We start from the raw sequence: 23,464 nt of genomic DNA, 5'->3' as shown, positions 1-23,464 counted from the left end.
GCCGTGCACAACCGGCCGCGGGCAGTGGGGCGTTGGGCCTCTCGCATCGCGGCCAGGCCAAGCCGACGCAGCTGGGCGGGGGTTGCTCGCCGCCGAGGCGCTGAGCAACCCCCAGGTACTCCGTCAGGCCGGTGCGGCGCCTGGCTGGTCCGCCTCCGGCGTCTCGTTGGGGAGGGCACCGCCGAAGCGGCGGTCGCGCTGCGCGTACTCCAGGCACGCGCGCCACAGGTCGCGCCGGTCGAAGTCCGGCCACAGGACGTCCTGGAAGACCATCTCCGCGTACGAGCTCTGCCATATCAGGTAGTTGGACGTCCGCTGTTCGCCGCTCGGGCGCAGGAAGAGGTCGACGTCCGGCATGTCCGGGTAGTAGAGGTACTTCGCGAAGGTCTTCTCGTTGACCTTGGACGGGTCGAGCTTCCCGGACTTCACGTCCGCGGCCAGCGCCGCCGCCGCGTCGGCGATCTCCGCGCGACCGCCGTAGTTGACGCAGAAGTAGAGCGTCATCGCGTCGTTGTCCTTCGTCTGCTCCTGGGCGACCTGGAGCTCCTGGACGACCGACTTCCACAGCTTCGGCATCCGGCCGACCCAGCGGATGCGGATGCCCAGCGCGTCCATCTCGTCGCGGCGGCGGCGGATGACGTCGCGGTTGAAGTTCATCAGGAAGCGCACCTCGTCGGGCGAGCGCTTCCAGTTCTCGGTGGAGAAGGCGTACAGCGAGAGGTTCTTGACCCCCATCTCCAGGCAGCCCTTGAGGACGTCGAGGACAACGCCCTCGCCGACCCTGTGCCCCTCGGTGCGCGGCAGCCCGCGCTCCTTCGCCCAGCGGCCGTTGCCGTCCATGACGCACGCGACGTGGTTGGGGACCAGCTCGCCGGGGATCTTCGGCGGGCGCGCACCGGACGGGTGCGGCTCGGGGGCCTGATAGGTGCGGCGGTTGCGGCCCAGAATCCCGCGTCGTGCCATGCGGTTCACGTCTCCCATTCGGTGGTTCTCTGCGTTCCTACGTCTTCTCTACGTACCGGAGCGACCGCAGACCCCGCTCCAAGTGCCAGTGCAGGTACGCCGCCACGAGTCCGCTGCCCTCCCGTACGTGGCGCGCCTCGCACGCGTCCGCCGTCTCCCAGTCGCCGGTCAGCAGCGCACCGAGCAGGGTCAGGGACTCCGCCGAGGGTACGACGCTTCCCGGCACGCGGCAGTCGGCACACACCACGCCTCCGGCTGCGACCGAGAAGAACCGGTTGGGGCCCGGTATGCCGCAGCGCGCGCAGGCGTCGAAGCTCGGCGCGTAGCCGCCGACCGCGAGGGAGCGCAGCAGGAAGGCGTCGAGGACCAGATGCGGGGCGTGCTCGCCCGCGGCGAGCGTCCGCAACCCCCCGACCAGCAGCAGGTACTGCTGCACGGCGGGCTCGCCCTCGTGGTCGGTGAACCGCTCCGCGGTCTCGAGCATGGCGGTGCCGGCGGTGTAGCGGGCGTAGTCGGTGACGATGCGGCCACCGTACGGAGCGATGGTCTCGCTCTGTGTGCACAGCGGCAGGCCGCGGCCCACGAGTTCACTGCCGCGCGAGAAGAACTGCACATCGACGTGGGAGAACGGCTCCAGCCGCGCCCCGAACTTCGACTTGGTGCGCCGCACTCCGCGGGCGACCGCCCGGACGCGTCCGTGGCCGCGGGTGAGCAGCGTGATGATCCGGTCCGCCTCACCCAGCTTCTGGGTGCGCAGCACGATGCCGTCGTCGCGGAACAGACTCATGCGGCCATTGTCCCGTACGGCGATGCCCGGGCGGGCGGAAGGGGCGTACTCGGAACCCTCGCGGGCGACGGACGGCTGTCACGGTGACGGCCGGCCCGAAGCGGCGGACCTGAGGTGTGCGGCGGTCAGGAGGGCATGCGGGCGGCGGCCGTGAGTAGACGCTCGGTCTCCCGCTCGCCGATCAGCAGCGCGCGGCCGACGGCACCCAGCGCTTCGCGTTCGGCAGGGCTGTACGGGCCGTCGGCGAGGGCGATACGGGCCCCCTGCAGCAGGATGCCCTCGCGGCCGGTGGCGGCGAGGTGCGGGGCCAGGGGTTCGAGGGCCTCGTGGAGTTCGATGGCGAGCGCGGTGCCGCCGTCGCCGCCGTCCTCGTACCGGTCGGGCAGACGGCCGGTGTCGGCCGCCAGCGCCTCGACGAGGGTGAGGAGCTGCTCTCCGGTGCACTCCTCGAAGCCGGCGCCGCGCACCGCGTCGACCGCGGCCTCGCGGACCGTGCGGTCCTCCGCTCCGCCCGCCGCGAGCACGGCGAGGGCGACGGTGTGGACGGCGTCGCGGAGCATGGTCGAGAAGCGGTGGGTGGTGGGGTGGTCGAGCACATCGGCGCCGAACCGGGTGCGGCACGAGGAGCATTCGACGACCGGGGCGGCGGATCCGCGCGGGAGGAGCGGCAGACCGAGCACGGCGAGACGGCGGCGGCCCGTGCGGCGGCGGTAGTTGCGGTCGCCGCCGCAGTCGGGACAGAAGAACTCACCGTCTCCGACCGTGTGCCAGGTCGTGCGCACACCCCATACGCGCTGCATAAGCGCACCTCCGGCGCGTAGGCCCAAGAGTTCCCGAATCCTGATGGCCACGGAACGCCGTGACGCGGTGACTCTTCGGCAACGGCGCCGTGTTGGAGGTGATGTTAACCACATCGTCGAGGTGACGTCAGCACCTCGCACGGAGGGATGGCGGGAAACGGTGGCCACGGCGCTCGCCCCGCGCGAGGGGCGCGGGGCGAGCGCGGCAGGTCAGGCGCACGCCGGGGCGTTCCGGCGCGTGCGGGGTGTTTTCCGGCACACGGCCGGCCCCGCGCGCCCGTACGCGACCCGGCCGGGGCCGCGTACGGGGTCAGGAACCGCGTACGCGATCAGGAGCGCGCACGACGCGCACGCAATCAAGTGCGTGCACGATCACGTACGTGTGCGATCCCGGGCGTACGCGATCACGTACGTGCGCGATCACGGGCGTGCGCGACCGGGCGCGGGCATGATCAGGCGCGGGCCGCGCGGTTGACCGCGGAGACCACGGCCTTCAGCGAGGCGCGGGTGGTGTTGGGGTCGATACCGATCCCCCACAGCACCTTTCCGTCGATGGCGCACTCGATGTACGAGGCGGCCTGTGCGCTGGCGCCCTCGCTCATCGTGTGCTCCTGGTAGTCCAGGAGCCGGGCGTCGACCCCGACGTGCGCCAGGGCGTCGAAGAACGCCGAGATCGGACCGTTGCCCGTACCGTTCAGCACGGTGTCCTCGCCGTTCACGACCGCCTCGACGGTGAGGGTGTCGATGCCGTCCTTGTCGGTGGTCGCCTGCCCGGCACGCAGCTGGAGACGGCCCCACGGGTTGTCCGGGTTCGGCAGGTACTCGTCCTGGAACACCGCCCAGATCTCCTGCGGCGTGATCTCGCCGCCCTCCGCATGGGTCTTCGCCTGGATGAGCTTCGAGAACTCGATCTGCATCCGGCGCGGCAGGTCCAGCTTGTGGTCGTTCTTCAGGACGTAGGCCACACCGCCCTTGCCGGACTGCGAGTTGACGCGGATCACGGCCTCGTAGGACCGGCCCACGTCCTTCGGGTCGATCGGCAGGTAGGGCACGGTCCACTCGATGTCGTCGACCGTCACGCCCTGGTCGGCCGCGGTCGTGTCCATCGCCTCGAAGCCCTTCTTGATGGCGTCCTGGTGGGAGCCGGAGAAGGACGTGTAGACCAGGTCGCCCGCGTAGGGGTGGCGCGGGTGGATGGTCATCTGGTTGCAGTACTCGGCGGTGCGACGGATCTCGTCGATCTCCGAGAAGTCGATCTGCGGGTCGACGCCCTGGGAGAAGAGGTTCATCCCCAGCGTGACCAGGTCGACGTTGCCGGTGCGCTCACCCTGGCCGAACAGGCAGCCCTCGATACGGTCCGCACCTGCCATGACGGCCAGTTCGGCTGCGGCGACGGCGGTGCCGCGGTCGTTGTGCGGGTGCGCGGACAGGCAGACGTGCTCGCGCCGTGACAGGTGGCGCGACATCCACTCGAAGCGGTCGGCGTGCGTGCTCGGCGTCGAACGCTCCACGGTGGCGGGCAGGTTGAGGATGATCTCGCGGCCCGGCTCGGGCTGCCAGACGTCCATGACGCCCTCGCAGACCTCCAGGGCGAAGTCCAGCTCGGTGTCGGTGAAGATCTCCGGGCTGTACTGGTAGCCGAAGGACGTACGGTCGTCGAGCAGCTTCTCCGCGTACTCCATCACCAGCCGGGTGCCGTCCGTGGCGATGGCCTTGACCTGCTCGCGGGTGCCGCGGAAGACGACGCGGCGGAAGGTCGGGGCGGTCGCGTTGTAGAGGTGGACGGTGGCCCGGTGCGCGCCCTTCAGGGACTCGACGGTGCGCTCGATCAGCTCTTCACGGGCCTGGGTGAGGACGGAGATCGTCACGTCCTCCGGGATCGCGTCCTCCTCGATGATCGAGCGGACGAAGTCGAAATCCGTCTGGCCCGACGAGGGGAAGCCGACCTCGATCTCCTTGTAGCCCATCCGCACCAGGAGGTCGAACATCGCGCGCTTGCGGGCGGGCGACATGGGGTCGATCAGGGCCTGATTGCCGTCCCGCAGGTCGGTGGAGAGCCAGCGGGGTGCCTGCGTGATGCGGCGGTTCGGCCAGGTGCGGTCGGGGATGTCCACGGCCTCGTACGGCCCGTACTTGTGGACGGGCATGCCGGAGGGCTTCTGGGTCACGGTCGCGGCCGTGACGGGGGTGGGGCGGCCTACGGAATTCCCGGACGCGGAACTCGGGGAGGTCGTCATGGGGGCTGGGCTCCTGTCGAATGGGCTTCGACGGCCGACGACGGCGGTGGGCAACACCGGACTCCGCGGGGAGGGGGTCGGCCTTCGACTACAGGCCCTCGCCGCGGCAGCTAAGAAGAAGCAGCCCGAAACGCATGATGCGCAGAAGCTTAACCGAGCAGGCGCGAGGCACCGAGTCCGTTTCAGTATGCAAGACGCGCATACCTCACCGGGCAAAGAGTGACGGATCACTCCATTTCACTAAGTCCTGTTGCAACCGGTGACACTTCCACAACTCTGTGCCACATTGCGCTCCATGACCGTACACCCCGTACATCCCGTCTTCTGCACGATCGTCCCGCCGCATCTCCTCGACCGGCTGGCCCGGTCCGGGGAGACGGCCGTCGCGGGCCCCGCCCGCCGCACCCTGGAGCGGGACGCCGCCCAGCGCACCCGGCGCCGGCTGACCACCGTCGCGGGCCTGACGGCCGCGGCCGGCCGGCGAGGCCCCGACGACCGCCCGGACCGCACGATCAGCGACGCCCAGGGACGCGAGGACCTGCCGGGCCGCGAGGTGCGGACCGAGGGCCAGGAGCCCGTGAAGGACGCCACCGTCAACCGCGCCTACGCCGGCCTCGGCGCCACCTTCGAGCTGTTCCTCAAGGCGTACGGCCGGGTGTCGATCGACGGCTCGGGCCTGCCGCTGGACGCGACCGTCCACTACGGCGAGGACTACGGCAACGCCTTCTGGGACGGCGAGCGCATGGTCTTCGGCGACGGCGACGGCGAGGTCTTCCTCGACTTCACCATCCCGGTGGACGTGATCGGCCACGAGCTGACCCACGGCGTCACGCAGTACACCGCCAACCTCGAGTACTTCGGCCAGTCCGGCGCGCTCAACGAGTCGGTGTCCGACGTCTTCGGATCCCTCATCAAGCAGTACGCGCTCGGCCAGACCGCCGCCGAGGCCGACTGGCTGATCGGCGCCGGGCTGCTCGCCCCGCGCGTCACCGGGGAGGCGCTGCGCTCGATGAAGGCCCCGGGCACGGCGTACGACGACGACGTGCTGGGCAAGGACCCGCAGCCCGCCACGATGGACGACTACGTCCGCACCGGCAGCGACAACGGCGGCGTGCACATCAACTCCGGCATCCCGAACCACGCCTTCTACCTCGCCGCCAAGAGCCTGGGCGGACACGCCTGGGAGCGGGCCGGGCAGATCTGGTACGACGTGCTGACCGGCGGCGAGCTGGCCTCCGACGCGGACTTCGCCGACTTCGCCCGGCTCACCGTTTCCGCCGCCGAGGAGCGCTACGGCGACGACGAGGAGCGGGAGGCGCTGGTGAAGGCGTGGGAGGAGGTCGGCGTGGAGACGACCGAGCGGACGTGACGGGAAGCCGACCGGGGCGCGGGCCCCGAACCGCGCGGGACGCGGGCCCCGAAGGGGGTACAGATGGACCCATGCGAATTCAGGTGAAGCGCACCGGGGGGTTCACGGGAATCCCCCGGAATGCCGAGGTGGACACCGCGGGACGGTCCGACGCGCAGGACTGGCAGGCCCTGGCCGAGCGAGCGCTCGCGGAAGGGCGGGACACTCCGCCGGTGGGTGTGCCGGACGGCTTCAGCTACCAGGTCACGGTCGGGGACCGCACGATCTACTGCGCGGACCCCCGCCTCAGCGAGGCGGAGCGCACGCTGATCACCCGCGTTCTGAAGGAAGGCGCGTAGGGCACGTCAGGCACGCGGAGGGAGCACGGCGCGGCGTACGAGGTGCGGTGACGCCTGCGCGGACACGATCGCGATCGCCGTCGGCGTCCGCGTGGGCGGCCGCGTCCTTCAGAAGCCCAGTCGGCGGAGCTGCTTGGGGTCCCGTTGCCAGTCCTTGGCGACCTTCACATGGAGGTCGAGGAAGACCGGGGTCCCGAGCAGCGCCTCGATGTGCTTGCGCGAGGTGGTGCCGACGGCCTTCAGCCGGGCGCCCTTCGGGCCGATGATGATGCCCTTCTGGCTCGGCCGCTCGATGAAGATGTTGGCGTGGACGTCCAGCAGCGGGCGGTCTGCCGGACGGTCCGGGCGGGGCAGCATCTCCTCGACCACGACCGCGATCGAGTGCGGCAGCTCGTCCCGTACGCCCTCCAGCGCGGCCTCGCGGATCAGCTCCGCGACCATCACCTGCTCCGGCTCGTCGGTGAGGTGGCCCTCGGGGTACAGCTCCGGGCCCTCGGGCAGCAAGGGCACGAGGAGGTCGGCGAGCAGCCCGAGCTGGGACTCCGCGACGGCCGAGACGGGGACGATCTCGGCCCACTCGATGCCCAGTTCCTTGCCGAGCCGGTCGACGGCGAGAAGCTGCTCGGCGAGCTGCTTGGAGTCCACCAGATCTGTCTTGGTGACGATGGCGACCTTGGGCGTCTTCTTGATCCCCGCGAGTTCACCGGCGATGAAGCGGTCGCCGGGGCCGAGCTTCTGGTCGGCCGGCAGGCAGAAGCCGATCACGTCGACCTCGGCCCAGGTGGTCCGCACGACGTCGTTGAGGCGCTCGCCGAGCAGCGTACGCGGCTTGTGCAGACCGGGAGTGTCGACGAGGACGAGCTGGGCGTCGGGGCGGTGCACGACGCCGCGGACGGTGTGCCGGGTGGTCTGCGGCCGTGTGGAGGTGATCGCCACCTTCGTCCCCACCAGCGCGTTGGTCAGGGTCGACTTGCCCGCGTTGGGACGGCCGACGAAGCACGCGAATCCCGCGCGGTGGTGGTCCTGGCCGGTGGAGGAAGCTGCAGTCATGGGGCCCATTCTCCCCGATGGCCGGACCACGGCCGACCATGCGAGCCTCCCGGCCCGGCCGGAGCACCCGCCCGTGACGGCCTGCCGGGCCGCCTCCGCCGCGTCGCACTGCCGACCGGGAACACCGGGGGTGGAGAGCGCCACCGTCCCGTACGCGCCCGGCGCCGGTCCTGACCGAACAGGCCGCACCGGCAGATGAGTTGGGCCCTGGGCGCGGGAGCGGGGCTCAGCCCGCGGTGACGGTGGTGCGCAGCGCGCCGTCGCTGCCCGCGAGCAGCACCGGCGTCGCGGCGCCGCCCAGATCCCGTACGGCCGCGCGGTCCTCGTCCCGTACGGCGTCCGCGTCGGTGACCACGGCGGCCGCCTCCAGGGACGTGGCGCCGCTGGCGACCGCCATGGCCACGGCGGTCTGGAGCGCGCTGAGCGTGAGCGACGGGAGGCCGACGGTCCCGGCGACATAGGTGCGGCCGGTCTCGTCCCGTACGGCCGCACCCTCGGGGACGCCGTTCCGCGCTCGCGCGGAGCGGGCCAGGGTGATGATCTTGCGGTCCTCGGGGGTCAGGGCGTCGCTGTCGCTCATGAGGCCGATCATAGAGAGCCACGCGTGGCCGGGACGCGACGGCCCGGCACTGCCCCCGGCCCGGGACCGGCCGGGGGCCTCGTCTGTGCCCTGCCGCGGTCCTGCCACGGTCCTGCCGCGGTCCTGCCACGGTCCTGCCGCGGTCCTGCCGCGGTCCTGCTGCGGTCCTGCTGCGGAGCCGTGCGCGGCTGGCTACGCTCGCCCGCATGGCGCCCCGCAGCGAGATCCGTCGAGTGACCCGGCCGGACGACGTGAGGGCCGCGGGCCACCTCTTCGACGGGCCGCCGAAGCCGGAGGCGACCGAGCGCTTCCTCGCGGCCCCGGGCCACCACCTCCTCGTCGCGTACGTGGACGGCGTCCCCGCGGGCATGGTCACCGGCGTCGAGACGACGCACCCCGACAAGGGGACCGAGATGTTCCTCTACGAACTGGGCGTGGACGAGCCGTACCGGCGCCGCGGCATCGGCCGCGCGCTCACGGCCGCGCTCGCGGATCTCGCCCGCGAGCGCGGCTGTTACGGGATGTGGGTCGCGACCGAGGGCGACAACACCGCCGCCCTGGCCACGTACACCGCGGCGGGCGGCGCGGCCGAGCCGGATCGGACCGTGCTGGTCTGGACGTTCACGCAGGATCACGCCGGCTGACGGCCCCGCCGTCAGCCCTTGCCGTCCGTGCCGCCGGAGTCGCCGTCCTCGCCCGCGACCGTGGAGCGCACCGGCTCGACCAGGACCGTGACGATCCGGTTCCTGCGGCCCGCGGCGGCCTCCGCCGTCAGCCGCAGCGCCTTCAGCTCCGGGTCGGAGGCGTCCTCGGACAGATCGACCTCCGCCGTCGCCCCGGCGATCGGCACCCGGCCCAGGGACTTGGCGAGCAGGCCGCCGACGGTCTCCACGTCCTCGTCGTCCAGCTCCAGGCCGTACAGCTCGCCGAGGTCGCCGATGTCGAGGCGGGCGGTGACGCGGTAGCGCCCCTCGTCCAGCTCCTCCACGGGCGGGAGTTCACGGTCGTACTCGTCGGTGATCTCGCCGACGATCTCCTCGAGGATGTCCTCGATGGTGACGATGCCGGCCGTGCCGCCGTACTCGTCGATCACGACCGCGACGTGGTTGCGCTCCTTCTGCATCTCGCGCAGCAGATCGCCCGCGTTCTTGGTGTCGGGCACGAACGCCGCGGGACGCATCGCGGTGGAGACCGGGTCGCTCTCGGCGTCGCGGTTGATGTGCGTCTTCCGGACGAGGTCCTTCAGATAGACGATGCCGACGATGTCGTCCTCGCTCTCGCCGGTCACCGGGATGCGGGAGAAGCCGGAGCGCAGGGCGAGCGTGAGGGCCTGGCGCACGGTCTTGGCCCGCTCGATCACGATCAGGTCCGTGCGCGGCACCATCACCTCGCGGACGAGGGTGTCGCCCAGCTCGAACACCGAGTGCACCATGCGGCGTTCGTCGTCCTCGATGAGCTGCTCGGACTCGGCGAGGTCGACCATGGCGCGCAGCTCGGCCTCCGAGGCGAACGGGCCCTTGCGGAAGCCCTTGCCGGGGGTGAAGGCGTTGCCGAGGAGGATCAGCAGCTGCGGGATCGGGCCCATGATGCGGGCGAGCGGCAGCAGGACGTACGCGGCGGCGGTGGCGGTGTTCAGCGGGTGCTGGCGGCCGATGGTGCGCGGCGAGACGCCGACGGCGACGTAGGAGACGAGGACCATCACGCCGAGCGCGACGGCCAGGGCCTCCCAGGTCTTGTCGAAGTCCTGGAGGCAGACGTACGTCACCAGGACGCCGGCGCCCATCTCGCAGGCGACGCGCACGAGCAGCGCGACGTTCAGATAGCGGGTGGGGTCGTCGGCGACGGCGAGGAGCCCCGCGCTGCCGCGCCGCCCGGAGCGTACGGCCTCCTCCGCGCGGAAGCGGGTCGTGCGGGCGAGGCCCGCCTCGGCGCAGGCGGCGAGCCACGCGATCACGACCAGCAGGACGGCCACCGCGATGAACTGACCGGTCATCGTGTCGTCCGTCCCGTCATCGTGTGGTGGGGGCAGGTGAGGGGCCTTCGAGGCCGCGCTCGGAGCGCCAGCCGTCGATGATCGCCTTCTGCAGGCCGAACATCTCGGCGCGCTCGCCGGACTCCTCGTGGTCGTAGCCGAGCAGGTGCAGCACGCCGTGGACGGTGAGGAGCTGGAGCTCCTCGTCCATGGAGTGCTGCGTCGGCGCTTCCTCGCCCTGCTTCGTGGCGACCTCGGGGCAGAGCACGATGTCGCCGAGGAGGCCCTGCGGGGGCTCCTCGTCGTCCTTCGCGGGCGGACGCAGCTCGTCCATCGGGAAGGACATGACATCGGTGGGCCCTGGCAGGTCCATCCACTGGATGTGGAGCTGCTCCATGGCGGCGGCGTCGACGACGATCACCGACAGCTCGGACAGCGGGTGGATGCGCATCCGGGCGAGGGCGTAGCGGGCGACGTCCAGGATCGCCTGCTCGTCGATGTCCGTGCCGGACTCGTTGTTGACGTCGATCGACATGAGGTGGGTGTCAGGCTCTTTCGGTGTCACTGCCCGTTGCGGCTGTCGTACTGCTCGTAGGCGTCGACAATACGGCCGACGAGCTTGTGGCGGACCACATCGCTGCTGTTGAGGAGGGAGAAGTGGACGTCGTCCACCCCGTCGAGGATGTCGCGCACCTGGCGGAGGCCGCTCTTGGTGCCGCCGGGTAGGTCGACCTGGGTGACGTCGCCGGTGATGACGATCTTGGAGTCGAAGCCGAGCCGGGTGAGGAACATCTTCATCTGCTCGGGGTTCGTGTTCTGCGCCTCGTCGAGGATGATGAACGCGTCGTTGAGCGTGTTGTGCGTCAGCAGGTAGTTCTCGGTGACGTAGAGCGAGTCTGCGGCTGCGACCTGGATGCACACCGTCTCCTCCACGCCCGCGGGTTCGATCGAGTCGATGAAGCGCATCGGCCGTCCCCCGCCCCCGGCAGCCCGGTACGTCTCGAGCTTGCGCGCGAGCCGGAAGGGCTCGATGCCCTCCGGGAGGCGGATGTCGACGATATGCGCGTCACTGCGGTAGTGAACGTCCCGTCCGTCGGCCTTCCCCGGCTTGCGGCCCTCCGCGAGCCTCCGGCGGGCGTAGGCGACGCCTCCCAGCGACTGGACGAGTGAGATGACATCGTCACGGAGCAGGATCGAGGTGGTCGTGTACTGGATACGGCACGTCCGGCCCGCTTGGGGCACGGGCCCACCGTCGGAGTCCAGCAGCCCCTGGAGCAGGGCCAGGCGGACATCCGCGGAGTTGTGGAGATAGGCATCCGGCACGAACTTCGATGAGGACCTGGTGCCGAGCAGGTCCAGGGCTCGGAGAGCTCCCGTGACCGGATTCTCCAGTGTGATGACATCGCCGGGTGCCTTCACGCGGTTCAGGGTGTAGTTCACCCGGTCCTTCCACCGGACCTCGACGCCGGGCAGCGCCGCTTCCAGGGCGGAGGCGAGTTCCGGGTCGTTCGTGGCGAATGACGGCGTGGTGGAACCGGTGAGGCACCCGTCTCCGAGCAGCAGACCCAGCGCGTACGGGTCCATGGGGACCTCGCGCTCCGGGAAGCACACGGGCTCCGTGAGCAGCGGCAGCTCGTAGCGGTGTGCGTGAGCCGCACGCAGGTTGCCGATCATCTCCTGCGTCTCCAGGACGCGCCACGGCTTGTCGCGACGCCTGTCCGAAGCGGTCCTCACAGTCCACAGGTGCTCGCCGCAGCACAGCGTCCAGGCGCCGTCCTGGGCGGTGACGCGGTAGATGTCCTTCTCACCCTGCGGGTACACGCCAAGGACCGGGGTGGGCTCGCCGTTCGAGCCGATCACCAGGTCGCCGACCTGGAGGTCGCCGATGGGGCGCCAGCCGTCGGGGGTCAGGACATTGGTGAAGAGCGGCTGGGCGCGCCCGCGCATGTATGCCAGCGGTGCCACCTCGATCGTCCCGGCCGCCATCAGGCGCGGGATCGAGTCGGGGTCGAGCATGTCGTGCAGCGCGTCGTAGAGCGGGCGCAGATACGGGTCGATCTTCTCGTAGAGCGTGCCGGGCAGGAAGCCGAGCCGCTCGCCCGCCTCGACCGCGGGCCGCGTCAGGATGATCCGGTTGACCTGCTTGGACTGGAGCGCCTGGACCGCCTTGGCCATGGCCAGATACGTCTTGCCGGTGCCGGCGGGGCCGATGCCGAAGACGACGGTGTGCTTGTCGATCGCGTCGACGTAGCGCTTCTGGTTGAGCGTCTTCGGGCGGATCGTGCGGCCGCGGCTGGACAGGATGTTCTGCGTCAGCACTTCGGAAGGGGTCTCGGCCGCGCCGCCCCCGCCCTCCTCCTCGCGGAGCATGGCGATCGAGCGCTCCACCGCGTCCTCCGACATGGGCTGGCCGGTGCGGAGTACCAGCATCATCTCGTCGAACAGGCGCTGGACCAGGGCGACTTCCTTGGAGTCCCCGGTCACGCTGATCTCGTTGCCCCGCACATGGATGTCGGTCGACGGGAACTCCTGCTCGATCACGCGCAGAAGGGAGTCCCCGGACCCCAGAACCATCACCATGGGGTGCTTGGGCGAGACGGTGAAGTGGGCGGTTGCCTGCGATCGTGTGGGTGTCTGAGTCATGGGCCGGCTCTCTGGCCTGCTGACCCCGCCTTCTGTGCTCGACATGCCGTACGCCATTTCGTACGACCCTGTGCTCCAAGCCTACGACGGAGCACCGACAACGCCCGAGCCCTTTTCACCGGCGTTCTCCGCCGCTCCTCCCCCGCCCGCCCGCCGTTTCCCCGGCTGCCGTGCGGGCCCTCCCTCACCGCCGCCGGAAGCCGACCGTGGGGACGGCGCGGCGCAGCGGCAGGGGGCGGGAGGCCGAGGGCAGCAGATCGCCGAGGAAGCCGTAGTGGCGCAGGGCGGCCGCCTGGCCCTCGTGGGAGGTCACGTGCTGCCACCAGCCGGCGATCTCCACCCATCCGGGGGCCGAGAGCGATCCGCCGAACTCTTGGACGGAGAGGGCGGCGGTCAGGCCCGCGAAAGCCAGCCGGTCGGCGAGGGGCCAGCCCGCGAGCGTGCCCGTGACGAAACCGGCGACGAAGACGTCCCCGGCGCCCGTGGTGTCGAGCGCCTCGACCTGGATGGCGGGCACGGACGCGGTCTCGCCGGTCGCGCCGTCCACCGCGTACGCGCCCTCGGATCCCAGCGTCACCACGGCCAGCGGCACCTTCTCGGCCAGCGCACGGGCGGCGGCGCGGGGGCTCACGGTCCGCGTGTAGCGCATCGCCTCCTCGGCGTTGGGCAGGAAGGCCTCGCAGTGCCCGAGGTCGGCGAGCGCGGCCAGTTCCCAGCGGCCCGTGTCGTCCCAGCCGACATCGGCGAAGATCCGGCTGCCGTCGCGCGCGGACGCCGCGATCCAGTCCTCCTGGCGCCCAGGGGCCAGCGCGGCGACGCAGGCGCGTGAGCGGGGCGGGCAGCCGGGGACCGGGTCGGGCGGCGGCGCCTCGTGCCCGTGGGAGACCATCGTGCGCTCGCCCTCGTACGCCATGGAGACGGTGACCGGGGAGTGCCAGCCGGCCACCCGGTGCGACGGGGTCAGGTCGATGCCCTCGCCGTTCTCCAGGCTGTCCCAGCAGTAGTCGCCGTAGACGTCGTCGCCGAAGGCGGCGGCCAGCGAGGTGCGCAGGCCGAGCCGGGCGAGCGCGGTGGCCATGTTGGCGATGCCGCCCGGGCTGGAGCCCATGCCGCGCGCCCAGGACTCCGTACCGCGGACGGGGGCGCTGTCGAGCCCGGTGAAGATGATGTCCAGGAAGACGGTGCCGGTGAGGTAGACGTCGACGGGCGGATCGTCGGGGGTGCGGAGCGAGGCGAGCGGGTCGACCAGGTGGCCCTCCGTCGCCGGGGTACCGCCCTCGGGGTCGCCGGGCGCGGCCCGGCCCCCTCCGGGCCCGCCGCCGTCCGTCACGGACCGGGGCGGCGCACCGCACGGGCGGAGCGGCCGGTTCTCGTCGCGTCGCGTCACGCTCCACTCCTCGTCGGACGGCGATCGGTGCAGGTCGCACCGGATGAACAGATTATGGATCCGGCTGCGCGGATCCGGCCAAGTGCGCTCCGTACGGTACGCCGTCGGTCACGGCGGGCGATCCGGTTCCGGTCAGCGGATGCCGTACGCGCGCCAGAAGGGGCCCAGATCGCGGTCGGTGACGGCCTGTGCGGCCCGCCGGAAGGCGGCTGTGGTCGACACCCCGTACCAGTGGTCACGGGCGTAGTCCTTCAGCAGCCGCGCCATGGCGGGCCGGCCGATCTCCCGCTCCAGGGCGTGCAGCGCACAGGAACCTCCTTGATAGACGGCCGCTTTCCAGGTGCCCTCGTGCTCCGCCCAGTGGCCCATGGAGCGGGTCGTGCCGGTGGCGGGGCGGCAGCCGGGGCGGCGGTCCCCTCGGAAGACGTCCTCGGCGTAGACGGCGAAGCCCTCGTCGAGCCAGGGCGCGTCGAACTGGTCGTTGCCGACGATGCCGTACCACCACTGGTGGGCCATCTCGTGCACCGTCGCGCCGCCCGCGGCACGGGAGTTGAGGAGGACGAGGCCGGGGTACTCCATGTCGCCGGATGTCCTGGCGAACCCGTCGTGCAGGACGAGGTCCGTCTCGCCGTAGGGGTAGCGGCCGAAGCGCGCGCCGAAGTCGTCCACGGCGTCGGCGGCGACGCGGGCCGACGCTGTGGCGGTGGCGGCAGGGGTGCCCTCGGGGCGGTAGGCGGTGATGCGGACTCCCCCCGGGGAACGGGTCGTCGACGTGACGAAGGGCCCGGCTGCCCAGGCGAAGTCGCGGACGCGGTGGGCGGTGGCGGTGGTGACGGACCGGGCGGCGTCCCCCTCCCCGGTGCGGTCGCCGTCCCTCTCTCCGGTGCCGTCACCCTCCCCGGTGCCGTCGCCGTCACCGCGCGCGGTGACGGCGGTTCCCGTGGCGGGCACCCTCAGGTCCGCGGGATGGTCGAGGCGGACCCGGAAGTCCGCGGCCAGGGAGTAGTAGCTCTCGCCGACGCCGGCATCGCGGTCGAGGTGCCAGCCCTGCGCATCGCGCACGGCCAGCACGGGCAGGGCGTTGCCGAGGTACGTGTACGGGCCGTCGCGGCCGAACCGTTCGGTGCGGCGGGGCGCGGTGATCGCCACGTCGAGGGCGACCGTCGTCCGCTCCCCGTGCGCGAGCGGGCGCGGCAGCCCGACGCGGAGGGCGGTGCAGTCGGCGGTGAGCTCACGGGACGTGCCGCCCTCGACCCGCGTGACGCGTACGGGAGCCGTCGGCCCGCAGCCGTCCCACGCGTTGCCCCACAGCCGCACATACACCTCGCGCAGCGGTGTGCCCGAGGTGTTGGTGAACGTCACGCTCTCCCGCCCGGTCCAGCGCGAGCCGGTGGTGTCGCTGCGCAGCGAGACGTCGTAGGCGACGCGGGTGGGACCTGCGTGGGTCCGGGCCTCCGTCGACGCGGCGACGGGCTCCGGCCGGCCGGTGTGCCCGGCGGATCCGGCGCCGAGGACGGCCAGCAGCGCCATGAGCGCCGCGGCCGGCATGCTGCTGCGGACGGTCGGCCTCATGGTGAACCCGCGCTCCCCGCCGGTGCGGCGGCGCCCTGAAGGGCGCTCGGTTCCAGGCTACGACGGCGTGTCAGGCTGCGCCCGGCGAGAGGGTGCGGGCCGCGGGCGTACGCGCGGTGACCGGCGAGCCCGCCGGAGCGTTCAGATCCGCTTCGGGAACGGAATGCGGTCGAGGTCGCGGGCGATGGTCAGCTCACCGTCGAACCCGGCGGCCCGCGCCTGCCGTTCGAAGTCGGCCGGCTCCGCGTACCGCTGCGAGAAGTGGGTGAGCACCAGATGCCGTACGCCCGCCTCCGCCGCCACCCGGCCCGCCTGACCTGCCGTCAGATGACCGTGCTCCTCGGCGATGTCCGCCGCCTCGTCCAGGAACGTGGACTCGATGACGAGCAGATCGCAGCCCTCGGCCAGCGCGTGCACGCCCTCGCACATCCGGGTGTCCATCACGAACGCGAACCGCTGCCCCCGCCGCGCCTCGCTGACCTGTCCGAGGGCGACCGTGCCGTGACCGGCCACCTCCAGGGCGCCGTCGCGCTGGAGCCGCCCGATGTCGGCCCCGCCGATCCCGTACGCCGCCAGCCGCTCCGGCAGCATGCGGTGGCCGTCGGGCTCGGTGAGGCGGTAGCCGTAGGCCTCCACCGGGTGCGAGAGGAGACGGGCCTCGAGGGTGAACGGCGGCCCCTCGACCAGCACTTCGCCCTCGCCGCCGACGGGCCGCTCCACGATCCGGGCCCGCTCGTGGTACGCCGTGGAGTACCGCAGCCGCCCGAAGAAGCGCTCGCCACTGGCCGGGAAGTGCGCGGTCACCGGATGCGGCACCCGGTCGAGGTTGATGCGCTGGATCACCCCGGCCACGCCCAGGGAATGATCGCCGTGGAAGTGCGTGATGCAGATCCGGTTGATGTCGTGGGCGGCGACGCCCGCGAGCAGCATCTGCCGCTGGGTGCCCTCACCGGGGTCGAAGAGGATGCCCTCGCCGTCCCACCGCAGCAGATAGCCGTTGTGGTTGCGGTGCCGGGTGGGCACCTGGCTCGCGGTGCCGAGGACGACGAGTTCGCGGGCGGACATGGACGCTTCGCCTTATCCCGGGGGCCAGTTGAGGCCGCGGCCGCCCAGGACGTGGGCATGGGCGTGCCACACGGTCTGGCCCGCGCCGCTGCCGGTGTTGAACACGATGCGGTAGCCCGTCCCGTCGACCTTGTCCCCGGCCGCGACCTCGCCCGCCTCGCGCAGCACGTCCGCCGTCACCTGAGGGTCGGCGGCCGCCAGCGACGCGGCGTCACGGTAGTGGGCCTTGGGGACGACGAGGACGTGCGTCGGCGCCTGGGGGTTGATGTCGCGGAACGCGAGCGTCGTGCCGGTCTCGCGGACCACGTCCGCCGGGACCTCCCCCGCGACGATCTTGCAGAACAGGCAGTCGTCCTGCCGCTCTCCGGCCATGGTCCGGGCCTCCTTCGCGCCGATCACCGCACCGCCCCGTACGGGCGGACCGTGCCGCGGATCATCCGTGTCGATCGTGTACGGATCGCATGCTAGCGGCCCGTACCTGCCCTGATTCAATCCTTGGGCCTGCGCCGCCGCAGCGCCGCCCGGCAGATCCAGTACGACAGGACCACCAGCCAGACGGACGGCGCGACGGTCGCGCCGAGGAAGGCGGCGTCGGTCCACGGCACGGCCACGATCAGCACCGACACCAGGGCCATCAGGGCGACGACACCGGCCAGGACCATGACGGGCACGCTGCGGCGGCCCAGCGCGACCAGCGGGCGCCGCAGCCGTACCGGGACGCGGGAGCGCACGCGCCACGCCCAGGCGGCCCAGAGCGCGGCGATGACGGCGAGTGCGGCCAGGCGGGGGCCGAGCGCACCGGGCTCCGGCGGGAAGCCCTGGCCCGCCCCTGACGCGGAGGCGCAGATCACCGCGGCGAAGAGGCCGAGCGCGGCGATCCACCGGGTCTTGGCGACCGCGCCGAAGACCATGACCTCGAGGTTGTAGCGGGCGGTGCGGTCCTCGAGGTCGACGGCGGCCACATCGGCGAACCCCTCCAGGGCCAGGCTCCAGCGGCTGCGGTTGCCGAGCCGCCGGTTCATGTGGAGCACGGAGAGGTTGTTGCGGGCGTAGGTGTTCTCCGGGTCCAGACGCAGGGACTCGCGATAAGCCTGTTCCGCCACGGGGTAGTTGCGCAGCATCTGGGCGCTGATGCCGACCATGTAGTGCGCACGGGACTCCTCCGGTTCCAGATGGACGACGCGGCGGGCGACCTCGTACGCGTCGGCCGAACGCCCCTGGCGGAGCAGGGTGCTGGCGAGGACCAGATGACCGCCCCAATAGCCCGGTTCGGCCCGTACGGCCTCCTGCGCGGAGGCCAGCGCCTCCGGGTAGCGGCCGAGGTCGGCCAGTGCGGCGGCGCGCGTCTGCCAGGCCCGGGCCTGCGAAGGATCGGCGGCGAGGGACTGGTCGGCGGCGTGCAGGGCGCCCTCGTTGTCATCGAGGAGGGAGCGGCAGCGGGCCAGTTCGGCCCAGGCGGGGGCGCTGCCGGGGTCCGAGGCGAGGTACTGGACGAGGAGTTCGGCCGCCTGTGCGTACCGGCCGACGTCGGCGAGGGCCTGCGCGCGGCGCAGGGTCTCGACGGCCGCGGTCACCGGCGCCCGCCCCTTCCGGCGGGCACGGGCCGTGTCACAGCTTCCTCTTGCGCTTGAGATAGGCGAGCAGGTCGTCGTACATGCCGCCCTCGTTGCTGAACATCGCGACATTGCGGGCGGAGGCGAACCAGGCGTCGGTGGACGGCCGGAGCTGCTTCGCCGCCTCCAGCAGGTCCGGCATGCCGATCATCCGCGCCTCACCGGTCCTGACGGAGTCCAGCAGCGCGCGCTCGGACGCGGACTCGCAGAGGTGGGCGAGGTCAGCGCCGGAGAAGCCGTCGGTCCGGCGGACGAGCTTGCCCAAGTCGATCCCGGCGACCGGGCGTTCACGCAGGTGGTAGCGGAGGATCGCCTCGCGGGCGGGCGCGTCGGGCGGCAGCACGAGCAGGGTGCGGTCGAAGCGGCCGGGGCGGCGCAGGGCGGTGTCCACGTCCCAGGGGTGGTTGGTGGCGGCGAGGACGAAGACGCCGTCGTTGTCGCCGTTCACCCCGTCCAGCTCGGTGAGGAGCTGGTTGACGGTGTTGCGGAGCCCGCTGTGGTGCATACGGCTGCGCTTGGCGCCGAGGGCGTCGATCTCGTCGAGGAAGAGGACGCAGGGGGAGGAGGAACGGGCGGTCCGGAAGATGTCGTGCAGATTCCGTTCGCTGGCCCCGATCCACATGTCGAGGACGTCGCTGAGCGACACGGACAGGAACCGCGCGCCGAGTTCGCCCGCGACGGCGCGGGCGATGAACGTCTTCCCGCAGCCCGGCGGACCGTAGAGCATCAGCCCGCCGCGGAGGCTCTTGCCGTACAGCTTGCGCAGTTCGGGGTTGCGCATGGGCGCGAGGAAGGCGGCCTCCAGGCGCTCCTTGACCTCGTGCATGCCGCCGACGTCGGCGAGGCGCACGGCGCCGGCGGCCTCGACGTCCCACGTCGAGGCGCCGCCGGGATCGGCGGGGCCTTCGGCGGCGAGGGGCCGCTCCCGGCGCGGTCCGTCGTGGCCGTGGTGTGAGTCGCCCCGGCGCGAGTCGCCGCCGTGTGGGTCGTCGCCTCGTGGGTCGTCGCCTCGTGGGTCGTCGCCTCGTGGGTCGTCGCCTCGTGGGTCGTCGCCGGTGGACTCCACGAAACGCGGCGGAACGACGTCCCCGACCTCGCGCTCGGCCGCCTGCCAGTCGAACCCGCCCTGGTGGCCCCGGTGTTCGGGCTGTTTCGGGGCATGGGTCGGGGGTGTCGGGGCGTCCGGGGAGTCCGGGGTCACCGTCGGCCCGCCGCCCATGGCCCGCGCCATCAGGGCACGCGCCTGCGCGTCGCCCGGGGCGCGCTGGAGGGCGGCCGCGATCTCGGCCACGGCCTCGTCCGCCCGTTCGGCGCCGAGCAGCAACTCGGCCAGGTGCAGCCGGAGGGGAACATCGTCCGGCGCGGCGTCGACGGCGGAACGCAGACTGCGGATGAGCGGTGTCTCCTCGGCCATGGCACCACCCTACGGAGGGCCCCTGACGCGCAGAACGCCAGGTCGCCCCGGGACAACGCCACGGGGCGGGCAATGCCCCGGGGCAGGCCGCACGGCTCGGCCGCTCCCGCGCCGACGACCCCGGCAAGGCGGCGCGGCGTCCACCGGGCGGTGCGGCGTCCACCGAGGGGTGCGTACGCGGTCGGTGCCGCCCGCCAGGGAACCCCCGGGGACGAACGGCTGGCTCCAGACACCCGGAAGAGCCCGCAGCCGCCCAGCTGCTGGGGCCTGACGCCCCCCGGCGCGGGGCGAGGTGCGCCCCGTGCATACCGAGGGCCCCCGGTCCGGTCTGCCGACCGTCCACGGGCACACGCTCGGCGCGGCTCCCCGGTCCGGCAACAACCGGGCCGGAGAGCCACCACCCCAAGCCGCCCAAGGGCTACGGGAGTTGCGGGAGCTCCGGCGGGATCTTCGCCGGGTTCTCGGAGAGCGCCGCCAGGGCGATACGGATCGCCTCGTCGAGCTGCGGGTCGCGGTCCGCCGCCGAGTCCTGAGGGGCGTGGACGATCTCCACGTCCGGGTCGACGCCGTGGTTCTCCACGCCCCAGCCGTAACCCTCCAGCCAGAAGGCGTACTTGGGCTGGGTGACCTCCGTACCGTCGACCAGCGAGTAGCGGCGGTCGATGCCGATGACGCCGCCCCAGGTGCGCTCCCCGACCACCGGTCCGAGGCCCAGGGCCTTGACGGCCGCGTTGACGATGTCGCCGTCGGAGCCGGAGAACTGGTTGGCGACAGCGACGACCGGCCCACGCGGCGCGTCCTGCGGATAGCTGACCGGCTGCATACCGCGCGGCAGGTCCCAGCCGACGATGCGGCGGGCCAGCTTCTCCACGACGAGCTGGGAGGTGTGGCCGCCGCGGTTCTCTCGGACGTCCACCACCAGGCCCTCGCGGGCGACTTCGACCCGCAGGTCGCGGTGGATCTGGGCCCAGCCCGGCGCCTGCATGTCGGGGACGTGCAGATAGCCGAGGCGCCCGCCGGACTGTTCGTGCACATACGCCCGCCGTCCCGCGACCCAGGCGTGGTAGCGCATCGGCTCCTCGTCCTCGGTCGGGACGACCACGACGTGCCGCGGGTCGCCCCCTCCGGACGGGGCGACGGTGAGTTCGACCGGCTTGCCCGCGGCGCCGACGAGCAGCGGCCCGGGTCCGGTCACCGAATCGACCCGGTGGCCGTCGACGGCCAGGATCGCGTCCCCGGCGCGTACGGCCACGCCCGGGGCCGCCAGCGGGGAGCGCGCGCCCGGGTCGGAGGTCTCGGACGGCAGGATGCGCTCGATTCGCCACGCGCCCTCGTCGTCCCGCGCGAGATCGGCGCCGAGCAGCCCCTGACGGTGCGCGGGGTCGCCCCAGCCGCCCGGCGGGGTGACGTACGCGTGGGAGGTGCCCAGTTCGCCCTGGACCTCCCACAGCAGGTCCACCAGGTCGTCGTGGGTGGCGACGCGGGCGAGCGCCGGGCGGTAGCGGTCCAGGACGGCGTCCCAGTCCGTGCCGCCGAGGTCCGGGCGCCAGAAGTTGTCGCGCATGAGGCGCCCGGCCTCGTCGTACATCTGCCGCCACTCGGCGGCCGGGTCGACGGTCAGCCGGATCCGGGAGAGGTCGACCGTGACGCTGTTGTCGCTCTCCTCGTCGTCGTTGGATTTGGCGTCGGCCGGTACGGCCCGCAGCTTCCCGTCGGTGGAGAGCAGGACCCGCTTGCCGTCGCCGCTGACCGCGAAGTCGTCGACGTCACCGGCCAGTTCCTCCAGCCGCCGCTGCGCGAGGTCGTAGCGGACGAGCGCCGTGGTCGGCCCGTCGTCCTCGGGCGTGGCCAGCCCCGAGCCGAGGACGCCGCGCATCGGATGGCGCAGCCACAGCACGCCGTCCTCCGCGGAGCGCAGCGTGGAGAACCGGCCGGCCTCGACCGGGAAGGGCACGATGCGGTCGGCGAGCCCGTCGAGGTCGATCCGGGTGGCGGGGGGTGTCTGGTCCTGGTCCTGGTCGCCGCCGTCGTGGTCCGGCTTGTCGTCCTCGCGGGGGCGGCCGTGGCGCTGCGGTCCGAAGGGCGACGGCGTGGTCGCGGCGAGCGTGATCAGGTGCGGGCGGCAGGCGCCGACGAAGGCCAGGTCGAAGACGTGCGCGTCGTAGACCGGGTCGAAGGCACGCTCGGAGAGGAACGCCAGGTGCTTGCCGTCGGCGGTGAAGGCGGGCGAGAAGTCGTTGAAGCGGAGTGGGGTGGCATCGGCGACGGAGAGGTCCGTGGCGTTGGCGATCTTGAGCTGGCGCAGCGGGCCGGGGCCCGGGTGGGACCAGGCGAGCCAGCCGGAGTCGGGCGAGAACATCAGCCCGTCGGCGTCGCCGAACTCGCTGCGGGCGACCTCGCGCACCTCTCCCGACTCGCGCTCGACGAGCAGGACCCGCCCGTCGTGGGAGGCGACGGCCGCGCGGCTGCCGTCCGGTGCCATGGCGAGGTCGAGGACGCGGCCGAACTGCCCTGCCCCGATGCGGCGGGGGGCCGCGCCCGGTGCCGTGCCGGCGGAAGGCGCGAACTCCAGGGCGTCCTCGCCCTCCGCGTCGGTGACCCAGACGACGTGCTCCTCGCTGCCGCCGCCCGCCCGGAAGACCCGGGGCAGCCGCCCCCGTACGCCCGGTGTGGCCGCGAGCGCGCGGGCGGGGCCCTCGCGGTGGGTGACCCAGTGGATGCTGCCGCGCACCTCGACGGCACTGCCCCGGCCCGTACGGTCGGGGCGGGCGTCGCCGAGATAGGCGGCGGCCCGCACCGGATGCGGCTGGAGGTCGGTGCGCTGGCCGCCGAGACGGACGGTCAGGCGCCGCGGCTCGGCGCTCTCCAGGTCGTCCAGCAGCCAGAGTTCGCCGCCGGAGGAGTAGGTGACGCGGGTGCCGTCGGTGGCGGCGTGGCGGGCGTAGAAGCCGTCGAGTGGTGTGTGGCGGCGGAGGTCCGAGCCGTCGGGGTGCGAGGAGTAGAGCGCGCCGGTGCCCTCGTGGTCGGAGAGGAACGCGACCCGGTCACCCACCCAGAGGGGGAACTCCATGTTCCCGTCGAGGTCCGCGTGGAGCCGCCCGAACTCGCCCGACCCGTCGCTGTCGAGCCACAACTTGCCCGCCGTGCCCCCGCGGTAGCGCTTCCACGCGGCGGCCTCGCGGCCCATGGTGGCGGACAGCAGCAGCACGGCGCCGCGCGGGCCGTACGCCACGTCACCGACCGGCCCGTACGGCAGCGTGCGGGCGGGCCCGCCGTCCAGTGGGAGCGCCCGCGCCCAGGTGCGGCGGAGCGAGGCCTGGCCGTAGGTGCTGATCGCCAGCACCTCGCCGTCCGGTGTCCAGCCGCGGACGGCCGTCTTCCAACTCCCCCAGTGGGTGAGGCGCTTGGAGGGACCGCCGTCGACCGGCGCGACGTGCACCTCGGGCGCCCCGTCGCGGGTGGAGGTCCAGGCGATGTGCTCGCCGTCCGGCGCGATCCGCGGCGACGAGACGGGCATGTTGTCGGCGCTGACCCTCCAGGCGCGCCCCCCGTCCAGGGGCGCCGCCCAGACGTCGTCCTCTGCGGTGAAGGTGATCGACTCACCGTGCAGATGCGGATGGCGGAGGTACGAGGGCTGCGGCGAAGAGGGCGTCGAAGGCTGCGTCACGCCCGCC

At 72.5% G+C, this 23,464-nt stretch carries 19 protein-coding genes; 3 read left to right on the top strand and 16 right to left on the bottom strand.

Annotated elements, in window-relative coordinates; translation table 11 throughout:
- Positions 1-123: 123 nt before the first annotated feature.
- The 4 genes from ABZ822_RS10435 to leuA all read right to left on the bottom strand — a co-directional run bounded on the left by ABZ822_RS10435 (position 124) and on the right by leuA (position 4,787).
- A complete protein-coding gene (locus ABZ822_RS10435; RefSeq protein WP_360849989.1) occupies positions 124-963 on the bottom strand; it encodes an isoprenyl transferase in 840 nt (279 codons plus the stop codon).
- 37 nt (positions 964-1,000) lie between these two features.
- Positions 1,001-1,750, bottom strand: coding sequence for a DNA repair protein RecO (gene recO, locus ABZ822_RS10430; protein WP_360849986.1), 750 nt, complete (start codon positions 1,748-1,750; stop codon positions 1,001-1,003).
- 125 nt (positions 1,751-1,875) lie between these two features.
- The gene (locus ABZ822_RS10425) at positions 1,876-2,550 is read right to left on the bottom strand and encodes a TerB family tellurite resistance protein (RefSeq protein ID WP_360849983.1); all 675 of its coding nucleotides are present in this window, start codon (positions 2,548-2,550) and stop codon (positions 1,876-1,878) included.
- A 452-nt stretch (positions 2,551-3,002) separates the two neighbouring features.
- Entirely contained in the window at positions 3,003-4,787 is a 1,785-nt protein-coding gene (gene leuA / locus ABZ822_RS10420) for a 2-isopropylmalate synthase (protein ID WP_360849980.1), read from the bottom strand.
- A 295-nt stretch (positions 4,788-5,082) separates the two neighbouring features.
- Between leuA and ABZ822_RS10415 the strand changes: the two genes are divergently transcribed.
- Both ABZ822_RS10415 and ABZ822_RS10410 read left to right on the top strand, forming a co-directional pair.
- Positions 5,083-6,156 carry a M4 family metallopeptidase gene (locus ABZ822_RS10415; RefSeq protein ID WP_360849977.1) on the top strand — a complete coding sequence of 358 codons (1,074 nt, stop codon included), beginning with the start codon at positions 5,083-5,085 and terminating at the stop codon, positions 6,154-6,156.
- A 71-nt stretch (positions 6,157-6,227) separates the two neighbouring features.
- Positions 6,228-6,494, top strand: a complete 267-nt coding sequence (locus ABZ822_RS10410; protein ID WP_360849974.1) for a protealysin inhibitor emfourin — start codon at positions 6,228-6,230, stop codon at positions 6,492-6,494.
- 108 nt (positions 6,495-6,602) lie between these two features.
- Here the strand turns inward: ABZ822_RS10410 and era are convergent, their stop codons facing one another.
- Positions 6,603-7,544: a GTPase Era gene (gene era, locus ABZ822_RS10405; RefSeq protein ID WP_360849971.1), complete on the bottom strand. Its 942-nt coding sequence runs from the start codon at positions 7,542-7,544 to the stop codon at positions 6,603-6,605.
- A 226-nt stretch (positions 7,545-7,770) separates the two neighbouring features.
- The gene (locus ABZ822_RS10400; RefSeq protein ID WP_360849968.1) at positions 7,771-8,124 is read right to left on the bottom strand and encodes a cytidine deaminase; all 354 of its coding nucleotides are present in this window, start codon (positions 8,122-8,124) and stop codon (positions 7,771-7,773) included.
- Between the two features lie 206 nt (positions 8,125-8,330).
- On the opposite strand from ABZ822_RS10400, the gene ABZ822_RS10395 reads away from it, so the two are divergent.
- Positions 8,331-8,768: a GNAT family N-acetyltransferase gene (locus ABZ822_RS10395; protein ID WP_360849965.1), complete on the top strand. Its 438-nt coding sequence runs from the start codon at positions 8,331-8,333 to the stop codon at positions 8,766-8,768.
- A gap of 11 nt (positions 8,769-8,779) precedes the next feature.
- Here ABZ822_RS10395 and ABZ822_RS10390 read toward each other — a convergent pair whose 3' ends face one another.
- From ABZ822_RS10390 to ABZ822_RS10345, 10 genes are all read right to left on the bottom strand, one after another.
- Positions 8,780-10,117, bottom strand: a complete 1,338-nt coding sequence (locus tag ABZ822_RS10390) for a hemolysin family protein (protein ID WP_360849962.1) — start codon at positions 10,115-10,117, stop codon at positions 8,780-8,782.
- A gap of 16 nt (positions 10,118-10,133) precedes the next feature.
- The gene (ybeY, locus tag ABZ822_RS10385) at positions 10,134-10,631 is read right to left on the bottom strand and encodes an rRNA maturation RNase YbeY (RefSeq protein WP_360849959.1); all 498 of its coding nucleotides are present in this window, start codon (positions 10,629-10,631) and stop codon (positions 10,134-10,136) included.
- 26 nt (positions 10,632-10,657) lie between these two features.
- Positions 10,658-12,739 carry a PhoH family protein gene (locus tag ABZ822_RS10380; protein ID WP_360849956.1) on the bottom strand — a complete coding sequence of 694 codons (2,082 nt, stop codon included), beginning with the start codon at positions 12,737-12,739 and terminating at the stop codon, positions 10,658-10,660.
- A gap of 184 nt (positions 12,740-12,923) precedes the next feature.
- A complete protein-coding gene (locus ABZ822_RS10375; RefSeq protein WP_360850481.1) occupies positions 12,924-13,988 on the bottom strand; it encodes a PfkB family carbohydrate kinase in 1,065 nt (354 codons plus the stop codon).
- A 270-nt stretch (positions 13,989-14,258) separates the two neighbouring features.
- The gene (locus ABZ822_RS10370; protein WP_360849954.1) at positions 14,259-15,698 is read right to left on the bottom strand and encodes a M1 family metallopeptidase; all 1,440 of its coding nucleotides are present in this window, start codon (positions 15,696-15,698) and stop codon (positions 14,259-14,261) included.
- Positions 15,699-15,839: 141 nt separating this feature from the next.
- Positions 15,840-16,763, bottom strand: coding sequence for a ribonuclease Z (locus ABZ822_RS10365; protein ID WP_360849951.1), 924 nt, complete (start codon positions 16,761-16,763; stop codon positions 15,840-15,842).
- 12 nt (positions 16,764-16,775) lie between these two features.
- The gene (locus ABZ822_RS10360; protein WP_360849948.1) at positions 16,776-17,135 is read right to left on the bottom strand and encodes a histidine triad nucleotide-binding protein; all 360 of its coding nucleotides are present in this window, start codon (positions 17,133-17,135) and stop codon (positions 16,776-16,778) included.
- 116 nt (positions 17,136-17,251) lie between these two features.
- Positions 17,252-18,337 carry a tetratricopeptide repeat protein gene (locus tag ABZ822_RS10355; RefSeq protein ID WP_360849945.1) on the bottom strand — a complete coding sequence of 362 codons (1,086 nt, stop codon included), beginning with the start codon at positions 18,335-18,337 and terminating at the stop codon, positions 17,252-17,254.
- Positions 18,338-18,371: 34 nt separating this feature from the next.
- The gene (locus tag ABZ822_RS10350) at positions 18,372-19,790 is read right to left on the bottom strand and encodes an AAA family ATPase (RefSeq protein ID WP_360849942.1); all 1,419 of its coding nucleotides are present in this window, start codon (positions 19,788-19,790) and stop codon (positions 18,372-18,374) included.
- 418 nt (positions 19,791-20,208) lie between these two features.
- Positions 20,209-23,457 carry a PDZ domain-containing protein gene (locus tag ABZ822_RS10345; RefSeq protein WP_360849939.1) on the bottom strand — a complete coding sequence of 1,083 codons (3,249 nt, stop codon included), beginning with the start codon at positions 23,455-23,457 and terminating at the stop codon, positions 20,209-20,211.
- Between the last annotated feature and the right edge of the window lie 7 nt (positions 23,458-23,464).

Source organism: Streptomyces sp. NPDC047108 (assembly GCF_040643575.1).
GTDB lineage: Bacteria > Actinomycetota > Actinomycetes > Streptomycetales > Streptomycetaceae > Streptomyces.
The sequence above is the reverse complement of the archived record's forward strand: the minus strand, read 5'-3'. Positions and strand labels throughout refer to the sequence as shown.